This window comes from Plantactinospora sp. B6F1 (genome assembly GCF_040120695.1).
Lineage (GTDB): Bacteria > Actinomycetota > Actinomycetes > Mycobacteriales > Micromonosporaceae > Plantactinospora.
Window position 1 is genome coordinate 219,193 of the sequence record NZ_JBEEAC010000004.1, and the last position, 16,529, is coordinate 235,721.

The window sequence follows — 16,529 nt, forward strand, 5'->3', positions numbered from 1 at the left end:
TCCGGTAGTGCACACGGCGCCGATTACGTATCCTGCCGAAGGCACGCGCGCCCGTGACCCTCGACTCTGTCCGGAGCCGCGGGCCGCCGGTGCGGGTGTCGCCCCTGACATATCCCCTTCCGGCGAGGTCTGATGGAAACCCAGAACTGGCCGATCCGCTCGAAGATCGTCGCGCTGGTCGCCGTGCCGATCGTCGCGTTGTCGGCGCTCTGGATCTTCGCGACCACGCTCACCGTCGGGCCCGCGTCGAAGCTACTCGCCGCCCAGACCCTGCTCGACGAGGTGGGGCGGCCCGGTGCGGTGCTCGTGGTGGAGTTGCAGCAGGAGCGCCGCCTCTCGGTGCGACACCTGGTCGACCCGAGCGTCCGCGCCGCCCTCGCCGACCAGCGGACCCGGACCGACCAGGCAATTGCCGAGTTCCGCCGCCGGACCACCGACGCAGACCTGCGGGACACCACCGGTGCGCTGATCGACGCCCGGATCGACCAGCTGCTCACCGCGATCGACGCACTGCGGTCCGGACGCGTCTTCATCGACCGGCGCACCGTCGACGCCAGCGGTGCGCTCGGCCTCTACAGCGGAATCATCGACGCCACGTTCCGGACGTTCTCCGCGCTGAACACGCTGCCGGACGACGCCCTCGCCCGGGAGGCCCGGAGCCTGACCGAACTCGGCCGGGCCCGCGAGGTCGGGGCCCAGGCCGACGCGCTGCTCGCCGGTGCGTTCAGCGCCGGGCGCTTCGGGGCGGGCGAGCACGCCCAGTTCGTTCAGATCGTCGGCACCCAGCGATTCCTCTACGCGTCGACCACAGCGGAGCTGCCGGACGCCGACCGGATGGCGTACCAGCAGCTCACCGAGGGGGACGCATACGTCCGGCTGCGCCGGATGGAGGACGACCTGATCAGCCGTGGCGGCGGCAGCACGCTGCCGGTCGACGCCCGGGCGTGGCAGAACAGCTACGAGGCGGTCCAGCGGGAACTGCGCGACTTCGAGCTGAGTGGCGCGGAATCGCTCACCGAGCGGAGCCGACCGGTGGCCGTCGGCATCCTGCTCCGGTTGGGTCTCGCCGGCCTGCTCGGCTTCGTCGCCGTACTCCTCTCGGCGGTCATCGCGCTGCGGATCGGCCGGTCCCTGGTGCGGCGGCTGACCAGCCTGCGCGCCGACGCACTGAACATGGCGGACGAACGGCTGCCGGATGTCGTCGGACGGCTGCGCAGGGGCGAGGAGGTGGACGTCGAGGCCGAGGCGCCGCCGCTCGACTACGGGCAGGACGAGATCGGCCAGCTCGGCCACGCGTTCAGCGAGGTGCAGCGTACCGCCATCGCGTCGGCGATCGACGAGGCCGCGCTGCGCCGCGGTCTGCGGGACGTCTTCCTCAACATCGCCCGGCGCAGCCAGACCCTGCTGCACCGCCAGCTCGCGCTGCTTGACCGGATGGAGCGGCGGGCGTCCCAGCCGGACGAGTTGGAGGACCTCTTCCGGCTCGACCACATGGCGACCCGGATGCGGCGGCACGCCGAGGACCTGGTCGTGCTCGCCGGATCCGCGCCGGGCCGGGGCTGGCGCAACCCGGTCTCCATGGTGGACGTGATCCGGGGGGCGATCTCCGAGGTCGAGGACTACGCCCGGGTCGACCTGGCCACCGTGGCGCCGGCCGCCACCGCCGGCCGGGCGGTCGGTGACGTCATCCACCTGCTCGCCGAGCTGATCGAGAACGCCACCTCGTTCTCCCCGCCGCACACCCGGGTGCAGGTCACCGGGCAGGTGGTCGCCAACGGGTACGCGATCGAGATCGAGGATCGCGGCCTGGGCATGACCGCCGAGGCGATCGAGCAGGCCAACCGCCGGCTCGCCGACCCACCGGACTTCGACCCGGCGAACAGCGCCCGGCTCGGGCTCTTCGTGGTCGCTCTGCTCGGCGCCAGGCACGGCGTACGGGTCCAGTTGCTGTCCTCTCCGTACGGCGGAGTGACGGCGGTCACGCTGATCCCCAGTGATCTCGTGGTACCCGACACCTCCACCTCGACGCGCGACCGCGGTGCCGGATCCGGCGCGAAGTCGGACGGTACGCCCCGGAGCACCGGTCCCGGCCCGATCGCCGGTGATGCGGACGGCTCGGATCCGACTCGACCGCCGGCCCGCTCCGACCGGCCCGGGCTAGACCTCACGAACGGTGACGAGCCGGCCGCGAAGCCCGGCTCGACCGCCGGGCTCGGTCCCCGGCGCAAGGCGGGCGCCGCCCTGGCCGCCCTGGTCAGCGCCAACGACCCGGATGCACCGCAGTCGCCGCCGGCTGCGGGGAGTCACCCGGATGCACCGCAGTCACCGCCGGCTGCGGGGAGTCGCCCGGGGACAGCGCAATCGTTCCCGACCAGGTCGGCTGGCACGCCTCCGGCGACCGTGCCCCGAGTCGGCGCCGCCGGCACGCCTCCGGCGACCGCCGCCCCGGCGGAAGCCGCCAGCCCGGTTACGCCCGCCAGCCGGCCGCGACCGGCAATGGACGACGACACCGTGGTCCTCCCGGCGGTTCCGGCCGGCGCCGGCCCGGTACCTCCGACTCCCGGCCCGGTCGACGCCGGTCCGGTACGCCCGACCGCCGGCCCGGTGGGCGCGGACGGCCTGCCCCGGCGGGTCCGGCAGACGAGTCTCGCCCCGCAACTGCGCGCCGGACCGGTGACCGGCCCGGACCGGTCCGCCGGCTCCGCTGCCGCTGCCGGCTCCGCTGCCGCGGGCCCTGTTGACGCGGCGGGCGCTACCGCCGACGTCGGGTCGGACGAGCCGCAGCCGCGTACCCCGGAGCAGGTCCGGGCGGTGATGGCCGCGTTGCAGTCCGGTACGGCGCGGGGGCGGCGGGACGCCGAGGAGCTGACGCCGCCCGGCGCCGCCGATGCCACCTCCCGGGTCGCCGATCCGGGTGTAACGAATTCTGAAGGGGACGGGTGAGTGGTGCACACGACGAAGCCGGGCGCGGATCTCGGTTGGCTGCTCGACGATCTCGTGGAGCGCGTACCCTCCGCGCAGCAGGCCGTGCTGCTCTCCGCGGACGGCCTGCTGATGGCCGCGTCGCGGGACCTGGGCCGGGAGGCAGCCGAACACATGGCGGCGATGGCGGCCGGCTTCCAGAGCCTGGCGAAGGGAGCCAGCCGGCACTTCCAGGCGGGACCGGTCCGGCAGACCGTGATCGAGATGGAGTCCGCCTTCCTCTTCGTCACCGCCGCCGGTCAGGGTGCCTGCCTCGCCGTACTGGCCAGTGCCGCGTCGGACATCGGCGTCATCGCGTACGAGATGGCGATGCTGGTGACCCGGGTGGGGCAGAACCTGTCCGCGTCGAACCGATCACCGCGGGCGCCGGCAGATGCGCAGTGAGGCACCGGGCCCGCACCACGACTGGTTGGACGACGACGCCGGGCCGGTGGTCCGGCCGTACACGGTGACCGGTGGCCGGGTCCAACCGTCGGCGGGCCGGTTCGACCTGGTCGCGTTCGTGGTCGCCGGGCCACCGGAGGAGGACCGCGACGGCGTTCCTCAGCTGCAGCCGGAACAGCGGGCGATCATCGCCCGGGCGCAGCGACCGATCACCGTCGCCGATCTCGCCGCCGACCTCAACCTACCGGTGGGGGTGATCCGGGTGCTCCTCGGCGACCTGCTCAGCAGCGGCCGGATCTCGATGTACGACCCGCCCACCTCACGCCAGTTCCCCGACGACGACATCCTCAAGGCGGTGGTCGATGGACTCCGAGCTCTCTGACCAGCCGACGGCGAAGCGGCGGGTTCCGCTCGCCCTGAAGATCCTGATCGCCGGTGGCTTCGGGGTCGGCAAGACGACCCTGGTGGGCGCGGTGAGCGAGATCCGTCCCTTGCAGACCGAGGAGGTGCTCACCGACGCCGGGGCCGGCACCGACGATCTGTCCGGGGTGGAGGGGAAGCAGACCACCACCGTCGCGATGGACTTCGGCCGGATCACGATCAACTCCGATCTCCAGGTCTATCTCTTCGGTACCCCGGGGCAGGACCGGTTCTGGTTCCTCTGGGACGAGCTGGCGTTCGGCGCGCTCGGTGCGGTGGTGCTCGCCGACACCCGTCGACTCGCCGACTGCTTCCCGTCGGTCGACTACTTCGAACGCCGGGGCATCCCGTTCGTGGTCGGGGTCAACTGCTTCGACGGTGCCAAGCGGTTCGGCGCCGAGGCGGTGCGCGGCGCGCTCGACCTGGATCCGGACGTGCCGGTCGTACTCTGCGACGCGCGCAGCCGGCAGTCCGGCAAGGTCGTGCTGGTTGCCCTGGTGGAGCACGTCGCCGCCCGCCGCGCCGAGCGAGTCTCGGCGAACTGACCCGGGTCCAGGCGACTGACCGCCGGCCGATCCGTCGACCGGCCGGGGATCAGCCGGCGACCAGCAGCACGTCCAACCGGCGGGGTCCGTGCACGCCCTCCACCCGGTCGAGTTCGATGTCGCTGGTCGCCGACGGCCCGGAGATCAGGGTGAGCGGCCGGGTCGGGTCGGCGAGCCGGGCGAGCGCCTCCGGCACCCCGTCGACCACCTGCGCGGCCCGGACCACGCAGAGATGGTGGTCGGGTACCAGGCTGAGCAGCCGGCGCCCCTGGTCCGGACCGCCGTCCAGCAGCAGCGTGCCGGTCTGTGCGATCGCCACCGCGCAGCCGGTGACCACCGCCACGCCCGGCGCGTCGAGGTCGGCCACCGTCAGCGGGTCCGGGTCGCCGTCCCGGCGGATCCGGCCGAGGTACGTCGAGAGCCACCGCGCCGGCGCCTGCCCGGGTACGACCACGGTCGACACCTCGCCCAGTAACTGGGCGAGCGCCTCTGGCAGTTCCCGCGCCCCGCAGCGGCGTACCGTGGCCCGGTAGTCCACCAGCCGGTCGACCAGCAGGTCGATCAGTTCCCCGCTCGCCGGTTCGGCCGGCCCCGTGCCGGGCGGCGGTGCGGTGCGGTAGTCCCGGGACACCGGCACCGGCCCGCTGGGCCGGGCGGCCCGGATCCGGGCCAGGATCTCCGCCCGGGCCGAACCCGGCACCGTCCCCCGGGCCGGGCTAGGCACGGTCATCACCGCTCCTTCCGCCGCTCGTCCGATCCCGCCCCGCCCACCAGTCCCGGAACGTCTCCTTCGCCGGCAGCGGGGCGTCCCGGCTCGCGGTCCAGGCCGAGAGCGGCCAGGGCAGTCGGCGTACCTGTCCGCGACTCCCGGTGACCAGGCGCAGCGGGGCGGCGCCGCGTCGGGCTGCCCGCAGCGCTGCCGCGTACCGACGGCGGTCCCGCATCGCCCAGGACAGCGCCCGCATCGCCGTGCGCTCCGCCGACGGCCGGCCCCGGAGCGCGTCCACGCCACGCTGGCGCAGGTGCACCAGTACCTCGGGGATGTCGATCCGGACCGGGCAGGCGTCGAAGCAGGCGCCGCAGAGCGTCGAGGCGTACGGCAGGGTGCGGTTCGCGCCCGAGTCCGGGCCGGTCATCTGCGGCGAGAGGATCGCGCCGATCGGGCCCGGGTAGACCGACCCGTACGCGTGCCCGCCGACCCGCTCGTAGACCGGGCAGACGTTCAGGCAGGCGGAGCAGCGGATGCAGCGCAGCGCCTGCCGGCCCACCGGGTCGGCCAGGGTTCGGGTGCGCCCGTTGTCGACCAGCACGATGTGCAGCGTGGCCGGACCGTCTCCCGGGGTGACTCCGGTCCAGAGCGAGGTGTACGGGTTCATCCGCTCGCCGGTAGAGGAGCGGGGCAGCAGTTGCAGGAAGACCTCCAGGTCGCGGAAGGTCGGCAGCAGCTTCTCCACCCCCACCACGGAGATCAGCGTCTCGGGCAGGGTCAGGCACATCCGGCCGTTGCCCTCGGACTCCACCACCGCCAGGGTTCCGGTCTCGGCGACCGCGAAGTTCGCGCCGGAGATCGCCACCCGGGCGCTGAGGAACTTCGCCCGCAGGTGCCGGCGGGCCGCGTCGGCGAGCGCGGGCGGGTCGTCGGTGAGCGCGTCGAGATCGACCCCGGGCATCCGGCTGGCGAAGATGTCCCGGATCTGCCGCCGGTTGTAGTGGATCGCCGGTACCAGGATGTGTGACGGGGTGTCGTCGGCGAGCTGCACGATGAGCTCGGCCAGGTCGGTCTCGACCGCCGCGATGCCGGCCTCGGCGAGCGCCTCGTTGAGCCCGATCTCCTGGGTGACCATCGACTTGACCTTGACTACCTCTGTGCTGCCGGTCCGCCGGACCAGTTCGGTGACGACGGCGCACGCCTCGGCCGAGTTCCGGGCCCAGTGCACGGTGGCCCCGGCGGCGGTGGCGGCGGCCTCGAACTGTTCCAGTAGCTCCGGCAGGCGGGCCAGGACGTCGTCCTTGATCGCCGCGCCGGAGCGGCGCAGCGCCTCCCAGTCCGGTACCTCGTCGACGACCCGGAGCCGCTTGTCCCGGATGGTGTGGGTGGCCCGGCGCAGGTTGGCCCGGAGTTGCCCGTCGGCCAGTTCACGCCGGGCCGCCGTCGGAAACGGCAGCGGCGCGACGATGTTCCCGGTACCCGCGCTCATGTGTGCTCCAGGATTTCGGCGTAGTGGATGGCGCGGGGTGTTTCCGGCTCCGTCCCGGTGCGCCGGGACAGGCCGCCACCGATGTGCGCCAGGCAGGAGTTGTCCGCCGCCGCCACGTACGCCGCCCCGGTGTCGCGTACCGCCGCGCACTTGTCGGCCAGCATCGCGGCGGAGACGTCGGCGTTCTTCACCGCGAACGTGCCGCCGAAGCCACAGCATTCCTCGGCGCCGGGCAGCGTCACCAGGTCCAGCCCGCGTACCGCGCGCAGCAGCCGGAGCGGACGGTCACCGAGCCGCAGCATCCGCAGGCCGTGACAGGTGGGGTGGTAGGTCACCCGGTGCGGGAAGGCGGCGCCGACGTCGGTCACCCCGAGCACGTCGACCAGCAGCTCGGAGAGTTCGTGCACCCGGGGCGCGAGGTCGGCGACCGCCGCCGCCAGGCCGGGGTCCGGGGCGGCGAGCCGGGGGTACGACTCCCGCACCATCGCCACGCACGAGCCGGAGGGGGCCACCACGGCGTCGTACCGGCCGAAGGTGTCGACGAAGCCGCGCACCAGCGGCAGTGCCTCGGCCCGGTATCCGCTGTTGGCGTGCATCTGCCCGCAGCAGGACTGCTCGACCGGAAACTCGACGGTGTGGCCGAGCCGCTCCAGTATGCGTACCACGGCCCGGCCGGTGCCCGGGTACACCAGGTCGTTGACGCAGGTCACGAAGAGGGCTATCCGCATCGGGTTCCTTCGAAGAACGGCAGGTGCCGGTCGGCGGCGGCGAGCAGGTGGTCGCGGATGGCGGCGCCGGCGGCGTCCGGGTCGCCGGCGCCGACCGCGTCGACGATCCGCAGGTGCTCCCGGGTGCTGGTCCCGTGGTGCGCGGCGGGGAAGTGCAGCCGGAACAGGTGCAGGTGGGCGCGGAGCCGGACCACGGCCGAGTGCAGCATCCGGTTGCCGGAGCGTTCGGCGAGCAGGTGGTGGAAGCGGGCGTCCTGGGCGGTGAAGGCGGCGATCGCGGCGAAGCCCTCGGTCCCGGGCGTCGGGTCGGGCAGCTCGGCCTCGCGGCGGAGCTCGGCGAGTTCTCCGGCGAGCCCGGCCGGCGCCTCCGCCGGGGCAACCGTCGACGCCTGGGCATACCCCTCGGCGGCCCCCTCGGTGGATCTGGCCCGGTGCGGGTCGCGGTGGCCGTCGCAGGTGGGTTGCCCGGCGAACCGTTGCGCCACCCGCCGGGCCGAGGCGGTCTCCAGGATCAGCCGCATCTCCACCAGTTCGTCGAACTCGGTCCGGGTGAGCAGTGGCGCGGCGGTGTAGCCGGCGAGCGGCCGTTTCCGGACCAGCCCGTCGGACTCCAGCCGGGCCAGGGCCTCGCGGACCGGGGTCGGCGACACCTCAAGCCGGCGGGCCAGCCCGTCGATGTTGATCCGCTCGCCCGGGGCCACGGCGTGGTCCATCACAAGGGCCCGCACCGACTCGTACACGTCGTCGGCGAGGGTGGTCCGGCGAGCCGGCCGGAGCAGTCCGTGCACAATCGAAGATCCTATAGGGTTCGCCTCCCGGCCGGAAGATTGCCCACCCGACCTCTGCGCGGGGAGCGTCGCGCCGACGTCGGCGAGGGGAACGTGCCGCCCGGCCGGACGTGGTTTGCCGGGACGGGGCGGGGCCGGCTCTGGTTGGATCGTGCCGGAGCGGCTCGGCCGAGGGCGGTCGGCCGGGAACGGGAGCTGATATGTCGGGCGGCGCGGAAATCGTCTACATCGGCTGTTACACGGCGCAGGGCGGGGGCAGGGGCACCGGCATCGTGGCCGCCCGCCGGGACGCCGGGACCGGCCGGCTCGACCTGCTCGGCGTGGTGGCGGGTACGCCGTCGCCGTCGTTCCTGGCCCGGCATCCCCGGCTGCCCGTGCTCTACGCGGTCAACGAGCTGCCGGAGGGTACGGTCAGCGCCTGGACGATCCACCCCGACGGCGCGCTGAGCCCGCTCGGGGTCCGGTCGACAGGTGGCGCCGAGCCGTGCCACCTCGCCGCCGACCCGGCCGGGGAGTTCCTCTTCGTGGCGAACTACGGCAGCGGCAGTGTCGCCGTACTCCCGTTGGACCCGACCGGGGCGCCGGGTGACCGGACCGACCTGGTCAGGCACGACGGACACGGTCCCGTGCCGGACCGGCAGGCCGGACCACACGCGCACATGGTCTCGCCGGACCCGGCCGGCACCGGGCTGCTCGCGGTCGACCTCGGCGTCGACTCGATCTACCGGTACGACCGGGACCCGGACGGCCGCCTGCGCACCATCGCCCGGGTCGCGACCCGTCCGGGCACCGGCCCCCGGCACCTGGCCCGGCACCCGGACGGCCGTCGCTGTTTCCTCGCCGGCGAGCTGGACGCCTCCGTCACCGCGTACGCCCTCGACGGCGCCGGCCGGCTGGTCGAGCGGGGTCGGGTCCAGGCCAGCCGGCGGCCGGGGCACGTCCAGCCCTCGGAGATCGCGGTCGGGCCGGACGGCCGGTTCCTCTACCTGGCGAACCGGGGTGTCGGCACGGTCACGGTCTTCGCGCTCGACGACGAGTCGCCCCGATACCTGGCGGAGGTCTCCGGGATCGGTGACTGGCCCCGGCACCTGGCGTTGCTCGGCGGGCATCTCTACGTCGCGCAGGAGCGGGCCGACGCGGTGGCGGTCTTCCGGGTCGATCCCGGTTCGGGGATCCCGGCGGGTCCGCCCGACCGGGTAGCGGTGCCGAGTCCGACGTGCGTGCTCGGCGATCCCTCCTTAATTCTTGGATAAATCTGCATAAGATCTTTTTGGCTGCCGCTGGACCGATGGCGCCCCGTTGGGCGGTATTGTTGACGTTCCGAGGCCGAGCGGTTACCTAAGGTGAATCTTCCTCGGAAAGTCTTTGCCGCCTCGGTAACATTCGGCCTTTCGCCCCTGGCACCACCTGGCAGAAGCCCTCAAGATGGTCACGTGCCTGGCCGCCATCGCATGCGTAGACCTATCCGAGGGGCGGGCGCCATCGCCAGCGCGATGGTGCTCGTCCTCGTCGTGGTTGGAGGGTGGTTCGGCTATCAGCGGTGGGCGGGCCCCGACTGCTCGGGTGAGCTGAAGCTGACCGTCGCCGCGGCGCCGGAGATCGCTCCGGCCGTCGAGCAGGCCGCGGCCGACCTGGTCGCCGCCGAAACCGCGGTCGACGGCCTCTGCCTCGCCGTCGAGGTCACCGCCAGTCAGTCCGTGGACGTCGCCGCCGCCGTCGCCGGGCAGCACGGTGTGTCGCTCTCCGGGGTCGGGCAGGCCAGCGGCAACACCGTACTGCCCAACGTCTGGCTGCCCGACTCCTCCACCTGGCTGCTGCGGCTGCGGCAGCAGGCTCCCGCGTTCGCACCGCAGAACAACACCTCGGTGGCCCGCAGCCCGGTGGTGGTGGCCATGCCGGAGCCGCTCGCCACCACGATCGGCTGGCCGGAGAAGAAGCTGGGCTGGAAGGACCTGCTCGGCAAGATCACCACCGGTACCCAGCTCAAGACCGGTCTCGTCGAGCCGAGCCGGGACGCGGCCGGGCTGGCCGGACTGGTCTCGCTGGCCACCGCCGCCCAGTCCGCCGGTGGGGCCCGGGCCGAGCAGACGACCACGGCCGCCCTGCGGGCCCTGGCCACCGGTGTCTCGGCGGTCCGCGAGGAGTTGATCGCCCGGTTCCCCAAGGCGCCCGACCAGACGTCCCTCGCCCGCGGGCTGGGTGCCGCGGCCCTCTCCGAAGAGGACGTCATCGAGTACAACGCGACGGAGCCGCCGGTGCCGCTCGCCGCCCTCTACCTGGAACCCGCACCGATCTCGCTCGACTACCCGTACGCGGTGATGCCCGGCATCGAGCCGGCCAGGACCGGGGCGGCGGAGAAGCTCTTCGCCGCCCTCGACTCCGGGGCCTTCCGCCGCCAGCTGGCCGGGCAGGGGCTCCGGGCCCCGGACGGCACCTGGGCGGACGGCTTCGTGCCGCCCCGGGGCGCGCCCAGTCCGGCGGGCACCCAGCCGACGCCGACCACCGAGGCAGCCAACCCCGGCGGCACCGCCGGCGGCGGGGACGGTGCGACGATCGAGCGGGTGCTCTCCAGTTGGGCCGTCGCCACCCAGTCCGGCCGGATGCTGGCGATCATCGACATCTCCGGCTCGATGTTCGCGCGGGTGCCGACCGCCAACAACGCGACCCGGATGCAGGTGACCCTGGAGGCGGCCAGGCGGGGCCTGGCGCTCTTCGACGACAACTGGGCACTCGGCCTGTGGGTCTTCTCCACGGAGCTGGACGGTTCCCGTGACTACCGCTCTCTGGTGCCGATCGGCCCGATGTCCGCCCAGCGGGAGCGGCTGGAGAGCCGACTCGCCGGCATCACCCCGAAGCGGGGCGGCGACACCGGGCTCTACGACACGATCCTGGCCGGCTACAAGGCCGTGCAGGACGACTGGCAGCCCGGCCGGGTGAACTCGGTGGTCATGCTCACCGACGGCAAGAACGAGGACGCCAACGGGATCAGCCAGTCGCAACTGCTCGCCGAGCTGAAGCGGCTCAACGACCCCGACCGGCCGATCCAGGTGATCATCATCGGCATCAGTGCCGAGGTCAGCAAGGCCGAACTGGACTCCATCCCCAAGGTGACCGGCGGGGCCGCCTTCGTCACCGAGGACCCGGCGAAGATCGGCGACATCTTCCTCCAGGCGATCGCCAGCCGGCCGACCGCTCCGCGCTGACCCGCCCCGGCCGCGCCGACCCGCGACCCCGCTCGGCCACGCCCGCCGTACCGGCCATCCGTGCCGGTACGGCGGGCGCCGTACTTTCCGGTCGCCGGTCGCCCGGTCGCCGCGGTACGTGAGCAGCCTGGTCGCGGCGACGCAAACAAGTGACGGTAATCCGTCGGAAACTCTCGGTGATGCCCCCGGTAGGTGAAGATGTCGAAGTGCCTCCGGGTCGCTCCGCCAAGGCAGCGGGCGGCTGATCGGGTGCCCCCTGGAGCGAGGGAGGGCCGGTGACGTCGGCGACTTTGCTGAGCCCCATCACGATGCCTCCGGAGCCGAGCTCGGGGGCATCCGCTTCGTCGTCCCGGGCGCGCCAGCGCGGCTACATCCGCGCACTGCTCCTGCTCGACACCGTCATCCTGGTGCTGGCGGTGATCGGCGGATACTTCGCGCGGTTCGGCGGGGACGAGGCGAGCGGCTCCGACATTCCGTACGTGATCGTCGGCCCGGCCCTGGTGGTCGCCTGGCTGGTCTCGCTGAAGGCACTGCGCTGCTACGACCACCGGGTGCTCGGCTACGGCGCCGACGAGTACCGCCGGATGACCTCGGCCAGCCTGCGGCTCGCCGGTGGGGTCGCGATCGCCGGCTACCTCGCCGACGTCGGAGTCTCCCGGGGATTCCTCGGCATCTCGTTCGCGGTCGGGACGGTCGGGCTGGTGGTCGCCCGGTTCGCCGCCCGGAAACGACTGCACCGGTCCCGGTCCCGGGGGGCCGGCTGGTCCCGCCGGGTGCTGGCGGTCGGCGACACCGCGCACGTACTGGAACTGGTGCACACACTGCGCCGCGAGCCGTACGCCGGCTACCAGGTGGTCGGCGCGTGCATCCCGGACGCGCTGCTCGCGCCGGTGCCGCAGCGCCTCGGCGACGTACCCGTGCTCGGCTCGTTCCGGACGATCGTCGACGCCGCCGGGGCGATCAACGCCGACACGGTCGCGGTGACCGCCTCCAACGAGCTGACCGCGACCCGGCTGCGCCGGCTCGGCTGGCAGTTGGAGGGCACCGGGATCGACCTGGTGCTCGCCCCGGCGCTGACCGACGTCGCCGGGCCGCGGATCCACACCCAGCCGGTCGCCGGACTGCCCCTCATCCACGTCGAGGCGCCCGAGTTCCGGGGCGCCCGGAAGATCGTCAAGGCGTTCGTTGACCGGGCCCTGGCCGCCACGGCGCTCGCGTTCGCACTGCCGCTGCTCGCCCTCATCGCGCTCGCCATCAAGCTGGACAGTCGGGGGCCGGTGATCTTCCGGCAGATCCGGGTCGGCCAGGGCGGCCGAAAGTTCGGGGTGTACAAGTTCCGGACCATGGTGGTGAACGCCGACGCCCTGCTGGCCGAGCTGGCCGCGAAGAACGAGACCGACGGCCTGATGTTCAAGATGCGGGTGGACCCCCGGGTCACCCGGGTCGGCCGGATACTCCGCAAGTGGTCCCTCGACGAGCTGCCGCAGCTCGCCAACGTGCTGTTCGGGCACATGAGCCTGGTCGGGCCGCGTCCGCCGCTGCCGTCCGAGGTGGCCCGCTACGACGGTGACGTCGCCCGCCGGCTGCTGGTGAAGCCGGGCATGACCGGCCTCTGGCAGATCAGCGGCCGATCCGACCTCAGCTGGGAGGACGGCATCCGACTCGACCTCTACTACGTGGAGAACTGGTCGCTCGCCGCCGACCTCACCATCCTGTGGAAGACCTTCGGCGCGGTGGTCCGGACCCGGGGGGCGTACTGACCCCGGGTCCGAGAAGCCTGCCGCCGGGCGGCGGCACGGGTCAGCTCCCGTACCAGTCCAGGCAGACCACCACGGCGTCGTCGACCGGGTCGCTGCCGACGAACGCCCGCAGGTCGCCGAGGAGCGACCGTACCGCCTCTAGTGGCGCCATCGACCTGGTCCGCCGGACGGACCGGTAGAGCGCGGTGTCGCCGTACCGGCCGGTGGGGGAACTCGCGTCGAGGACGCCGTCGCTGACCACGAAGAGCCGGTCCCGGGGCGACAGTTGGAAGTTCTGCGACTGGTAGATGGTGCCGTCGAACATGCCGAGCGGGAACTGGTCGTCCAGCGGCTGCTCGATCACCTCACCCGCCCGCAGTACGAGCAGCCGGGGTGAGCCGGCGTCCACCGCCGTCACCACCCCGCTGTGCAGGTCCAGCTCCAGCAGCAGCGCCGAGAGGTGCTGGATGCCCTGGTGGTAGGCGTAGATCGCCTGGTCGGCCAGGGCGGCCTGGTCGGCGAGATCGAGACCGGCCCGGCGGGCGTTGCGCAGCGCGTTGGTGCCCAGGCAGGTGAGCATCGCCGCACTCACCCCCTCACCCATGCCATTGACCGTGGAGAGCCAGAGCCGCTGGCCGTCGTCGGCCCAGTCGAAGCTGTCGCCGCGCACCGCGTACGCCGGTTCGAGCTGACCGGCGAGGCTGAACGAGGGACGGATCCGGCTCCGGCCGGGGAGCAGCTCCCACTGCATCTCGGCGGCCAGTGTGAGCCGGCGGGTCCGGGCGCCGACCGTGTACCTGTCGGTGCCCGGCCGCACCGTGACCAGTTCGTGTGCCAGCGCCGTCGCCGCCTGCGCCAGCTCGTCGCGCCGGTCCGGGTCCTCGGGCGCCGGGGTGAGCCGGAGTACCCCGAGTCGCTCGCCGCGCATCGAGACCGGGAGGTGGAGGGCGCCGTCCTGGAGTACCTCGGTCTGGTGGTCGAAGCAACGCCAGGCGGGGGTGCCGGCCCCGACGACCGGGTCGCCACCGTGCAGCGGCACCAGGACGGCCAGTCGGTAGTCGACCTGGAACAGCTCGGTCCCCACCGTCCCGTAAACCCTGGTCAGCTCCGCGCCGAGCCGCTCGACGACGAGATCCGCGGGTGCCTCGGCCAGGATCCGGCGCAGCTCGACCAACCGGCCGGTCATCCGTGGCCCGCCGCTCGGACGGGCGTACCGGGGTGGCGGTCCGGACGGGCGGTGTGGCCCCGCACCGGTGCGGCCGGCGGTGTGGCGGCGGTAGGGTCAGGATCACCATGGCTGAATCCGGCGGTCCTGGCGGACCGGATCCGACCCTCGCCACCGCGGTGGACACCGCCGCGGCGGCGCTGCTGTCGGTCTGGGACGCCGCCCGGGAGCAGACGAGCGGGCGGCTGTCCAGCTCCCAGCTGCGGGCCCTGATGGTGGTCGAGCAGTTCGACGGGATCAACCTGCGGGGCCTGGCCGGGATCCTCGGCATGCTGCTCTCCTCGGCGAGCCGGCTCTGCGACCGGCTCGTCGCGGCCGGGCTGCTCGAACGTGAACCGGGCCGGGCGGATCGTCGGGAGATCTCGCTGCATCTGACCACGGTCGGGCAGAAGCTGCTCGTCGAGATCCGCGCCGATCGTCGGGCACGGCTGGCCGAGACGCTCGCCGGGATGAGCCCCGCGGGCCGGCAGGCGCTGCTGCGTGGGCTGGTCGAGTTCGACCGGGCGTTCCGGGCCAACGTCGAGCCGACCGAACGGTCGGCCTGAGCCGGCCGTCGGCCGTTCGTCGCGGCGGTCCGGACGTCGGGCGGCGGTGTCCGCCGCCCGTCCGCCGGATCGTCGAGGTGTGCGCATCGGCGCTGGCACTCCTGTCGGCACAACGTCCATTGAACCTTTTTCAACCTCCCCCCTGCGGTCCGACGGACTGCAGGGCCGGACGCGGTGCATGAGCGCCGCGCGGTTCAGGTTGAAAGAGGCCCATTGGTTGATGATCGGAATAGTTGTTCAAGGGCAACAATAGCGATCGGTCGCGCGGCCTCGCTGTCGCGGTCTTCCCGGTTGTCGCCGACGACTCCATGATGCCCGCCGGGTGACGGTCCGTAGGTCGGACCGGCACCCGGCGGCTACCGGCCGGGCCGGCCGAGCCACCGGGCGGGGTGCTCCAGCACCGTGCGGACGACCGAGCCGGCGGCGCCCAGCGCGGCGGCGTCCCCACCGAGCAGTGCGGCCCGGACGGTCACCGGCGACCAGGCGGCGGTCAGCACCCGGCGGCGGATCTCGGCCTCCACCGTCGGGGCCAGCCAGCGGGCCAGTGGCGCGTAGACGCCGCCGAGCACCACCGTGTCCACGTCCAGCAGGTTGATCACCCCGGCGACGGCGACCCCGAGCGCGGTCGCGGCGTCGACCAGTGCCCGGTGCGCGTTCGGGTCGTCCCCGGCCGCCGCCTCGACCAGCCGGGCGACCGCCGCGCCCGGGGTCGGGACCGCCGGCCGGTCCCGGTCGGTCCCGGCGGTGGTCGGGCCGGTGTCGACGGCGGGTGGCACGGCCAGGCGGGCGGCGGCCAGGATGGCTTCCTGACCGGCGTACTGCTCCAGGCAGCCGCGGCCGCCGCACCGGCAGGGCCGGCCCTCCGGGTGTACGGGCACGTGGCCGAGCTCGCCGCTCCACCCGCGGGCACCCCGGAACAGGGCACCGTGCAGCACGATCCCGGCGCCGATGCCGACCTCGCCGGAGATGTAGATGAAGTTGCCCGAGTCGGGCGGGCCGGCGTGCAGTTCGCCGAGTGCGGCGAGGTTGGCCTCGTTGTCCACCCCCAACCCGCACCCGTCGAGCACCGGATGCCCGCCGAGCAGCGCCGGCACGTCCACGTCCCGCCAGCCGAGGTTCGGCGCGAGCCGGACCAGCCCGGTGGCGGTGACCAGGCCGGGCACCGCGAGCGCCGTACCGGCCAGTGCCAGGTCCTGCCGGTCCGCCTCGGCTCCGGCCTCGGTGATCAGGTCGCCGACCAGCGCCATCGCCTCGGCGGGGGGTACCGGCCGGAGGTCGACCCGGTGCACCGCGCGGTGCCGTACCGCCCCGGTGAGGTCGACCAGGACGGCGGCCAGGTAGTCGACGTTGATCTCCAGCCCGAGTCCGACCGGGCCGTGCCCGGCGAGCGTGAGCCCGACCGCGGGCCGGCCGGCGCCGGACCGGGGAGCCGGGGCGACCTCGGTGAGCAGCCGTCCGGTGATCAGGTCGTCGACCAGTGCGGAGACGGTGGCCCGGGTCAGGCCGGTGGCGGTGGCCAGGTCGGCCCGGGACGGCGGGCGTGCGGCGGTGGCGATCTGCCGCAGCACCAGGGCCAGGTTGTGCTCGCGCAGGCTCGCCTGGCGGACGGCGGTCACCGCCGAGCCGACCGGCACCGCCGCAGGTTGCGTCACGGTATTGACAATGCCACAGCGCAGCCAAATAATTCAACCGATAAACAAATCACCCCCGGGTTGCCGGGGCGTCAACCCGGGGTCAACCACCCGCGCCCCTCACCTCAACGTCGAGTCGGT

The 16,529-nt window shown here is 73.4% G+C and carries 14 protein-coding genes; 8 read left to right on the forward strand and 6 right to left on the reverse strand.

The features are described 5' to 3' along the window. Positions 1-132: 132 nt before the first annotated feature. From ABNF97_RS08410 to ABNF97_RS08425, 4 genes are read left to right on the forward strand one after another with little or no spacing between them, the layout of a single operon-like run. Positions 133-2,943: a nitrate- and nitrite sensing domain-containing protein gene (locus ABNF97_RS08410; RefSeq protein WP_349338164.1), complete on the forward strand. Its 2,811-nt coding sequence runs from the start codon at positions 133-135 to the stop codon at positions 2,941-2,943. Beyond that, on the forward strand, positions 2,944-3,366 hold the full coding sequence (locus ABNF97_RS08415) for a roadblock/LC7 domain-containing protein (RefSeq protein ID WP_130462277.1): 423 nt from the start codon (positions 2,944-2,946) through the stop codon (positions 3,364-3,366). Next, a complete protein-coding gene (locus ABNF97_RS08420; RefSeq protein ID WP_130462278.1) occupies positions 3,356-3,748 on the forward strand; it encodes a DUF742 domain-containing protein in 393 nt (130 codons plus the stop codon). The genes ABNF97_RS08415 and ABNF97_RS08420 overlap by 11 nt, the downstream gene beginning before the upstream one ends. Continuing rightward, positions 3,729-4,331 (forward strand): ATP/GTP-binding protein, encoded by a 603-nt coding sequence (locus tag ABNF97_RS08425; protein WP_130462279.1) that lies wholly within the window; start codon positions 3,729-3,731, stop codon positions 4,329-4,331. Before ABNF97_RS08420 ends, ABNF97_RS08425 begins: the two co-directional genes overlap by 20 nt. A gap of 49 nt (positions 4,332-4,380) precedes the next feature. Here the strand turns inward: ABNF97_RS08425 and ABNF97_RS08430 are convergent, their stop codons facing one another. From ABNF97_RS08430 to ABNF97_RS08445, 4 genes are read right to left on the reverse strand one after another with little or no spacing between them, the layout of a single operon-like run. After that, entirely contained in the window at positions 4,381-5,061 is a 681-nt protein-coding gene (locus ABNF97_RS08430) for an LUD domain-containing protein (protein WP_130462280.1), read from the reverse strand. Further along, positions 5,048-6,529: a lactate utilization protein B gene (locus ABNF97_RS08435; protein ID WP_349338165.1), complete on the reverse strand. Its 1,482-nt coding sequence runs from the start codon at positions 6,527-6,529 to the stop codon at positions 5,048-5,050. Before ABNF97_RS08435 ends, ABNF97_RS08430 begins: the two co-directional genes overlap by 14 nt. Beyond that, complete coding sequence (locus ABNF97_RS08440) at positions 6,526-7,257, reverse strand: (Fe-S)-binding protein (protein ID WP_349338166.1); 732 nt, start codon at positions 7,255-7,257, stop codon at positions 6,526-6,528. Before ABNF97_RS08440 ends, ABNF97_RS08435 begins: the two co-directional genes overlap by 4 nt. Further along, on the reverse strand, positions 7,248-8,045 hold the full coding sequence (locus ABNF97_RS08445; RefSeq protein WP_349338167.1) for a GntR family transcriptional regulator: 798 nt from the start codon (positions 8,043-8,045) through the stop codon (positions 7,248-7,250). Before ABNF97_RS08445 ends, ABNF97_RS08440 begins: the two co-directional genes overlap by 10 nt. A 200-nt stretch (positions 8,046-8,245) precedes the next feature. Here ABNF97_RS08445 and ABNF97_RS08450 point away from each other — a divergent pair, with 200 nt between their 5' ends. From ABNF97_RS08450 to ABNF97_RS08460, 3 genes are all read left to right on the forward strand, one after another. Further along, positions 8,246-9,298 carry a lactonase family protein gene (locus tag ABNF97_RS08450; protein ID WP_349338168.1) on the forward strand — a complete coding sequence of 351 codons (1,053 nt, stop codon included), beginning with the start codon at positions 8,246-8,248 and terminating at the stop codon, positions 9,296-9,298. A gap of 198 nt (positions 9,299-9,496) precedes the next feature. Next, entirely contained in the window at positions 9,497-11,248 is a 1,752-nt protein-coding gene (locus ABNF97_RS08455) for a substrate-binding domain-containing protein (protein ID WP_349338169.1), read from the forward strand. A 275-nt stretch (positions 11,249-11,523) separates the two neighbouring features. Then, on the forward strand, positions 11,524-13,008 hold the full coding sequence (locus ABNF97_RS08460; RefSeq protein ID WP_502930465.1) for a sugar transferase: 1,485 nt from the start codon (positions 11,524-11,526) through the stop codon (positions 13,006-13,008). A gap of 40 nt (positions 13,009-13,048) precedes the next feature. Here the strand turns inward: ABNF97_RS08460 and ABNF97_RS08465 are convergent, their stop codons facing one another. Next, positions 13,049-14,173 carry a PP2C family protein-serine/threonine phosphatase gene (locus tag ABNF97_RS08465; RefSeq protein WP_349338170.1) on the reverse strand — a complete coding sequence of 375 codons (1,125 nt, stop codon included), beginning with the start codon at positions 14,171-14,173 and terminating at the stop codon, positions 13,049-13,051. A 107-nt stretch (positions 14,174-14,280) separates the two neighbouring features. Here ABNF97_RS08465 and ABNF97_RS08470 point away from each other — a divergent pair, with 107 nt between their 5' ends. Beyond that, a complete protein-coding gene (locus ABNF97_RS08470; protein WP_130462286.1) occupies positions 14,281-14,757 on the forward strand; it encodes a MarR family transcriptional regulator in 477 nt (158 codons plus the stop codon). A gap of 356 nt (positions 14,758-15,113) precedes the next feature. On the opposite strand, the gene ABNF97_RS08475 is transcribed toward ABNF97_RS08470, so the two are convergent. Beyond that, on the reverse strand, positions 15,114-16,409 hold the full coding sequence (locus tag ABNF97_RS08475) for an ROK family protein (RefSeq protein ID WP_349338171.1): 1,296 nt from the start codon (positions 16,407-16,409) through the stop codon (positions 15,114-15,116). Between the last annotated feature and the right edge of the window lie 120 nt (positions 16,410-16,529).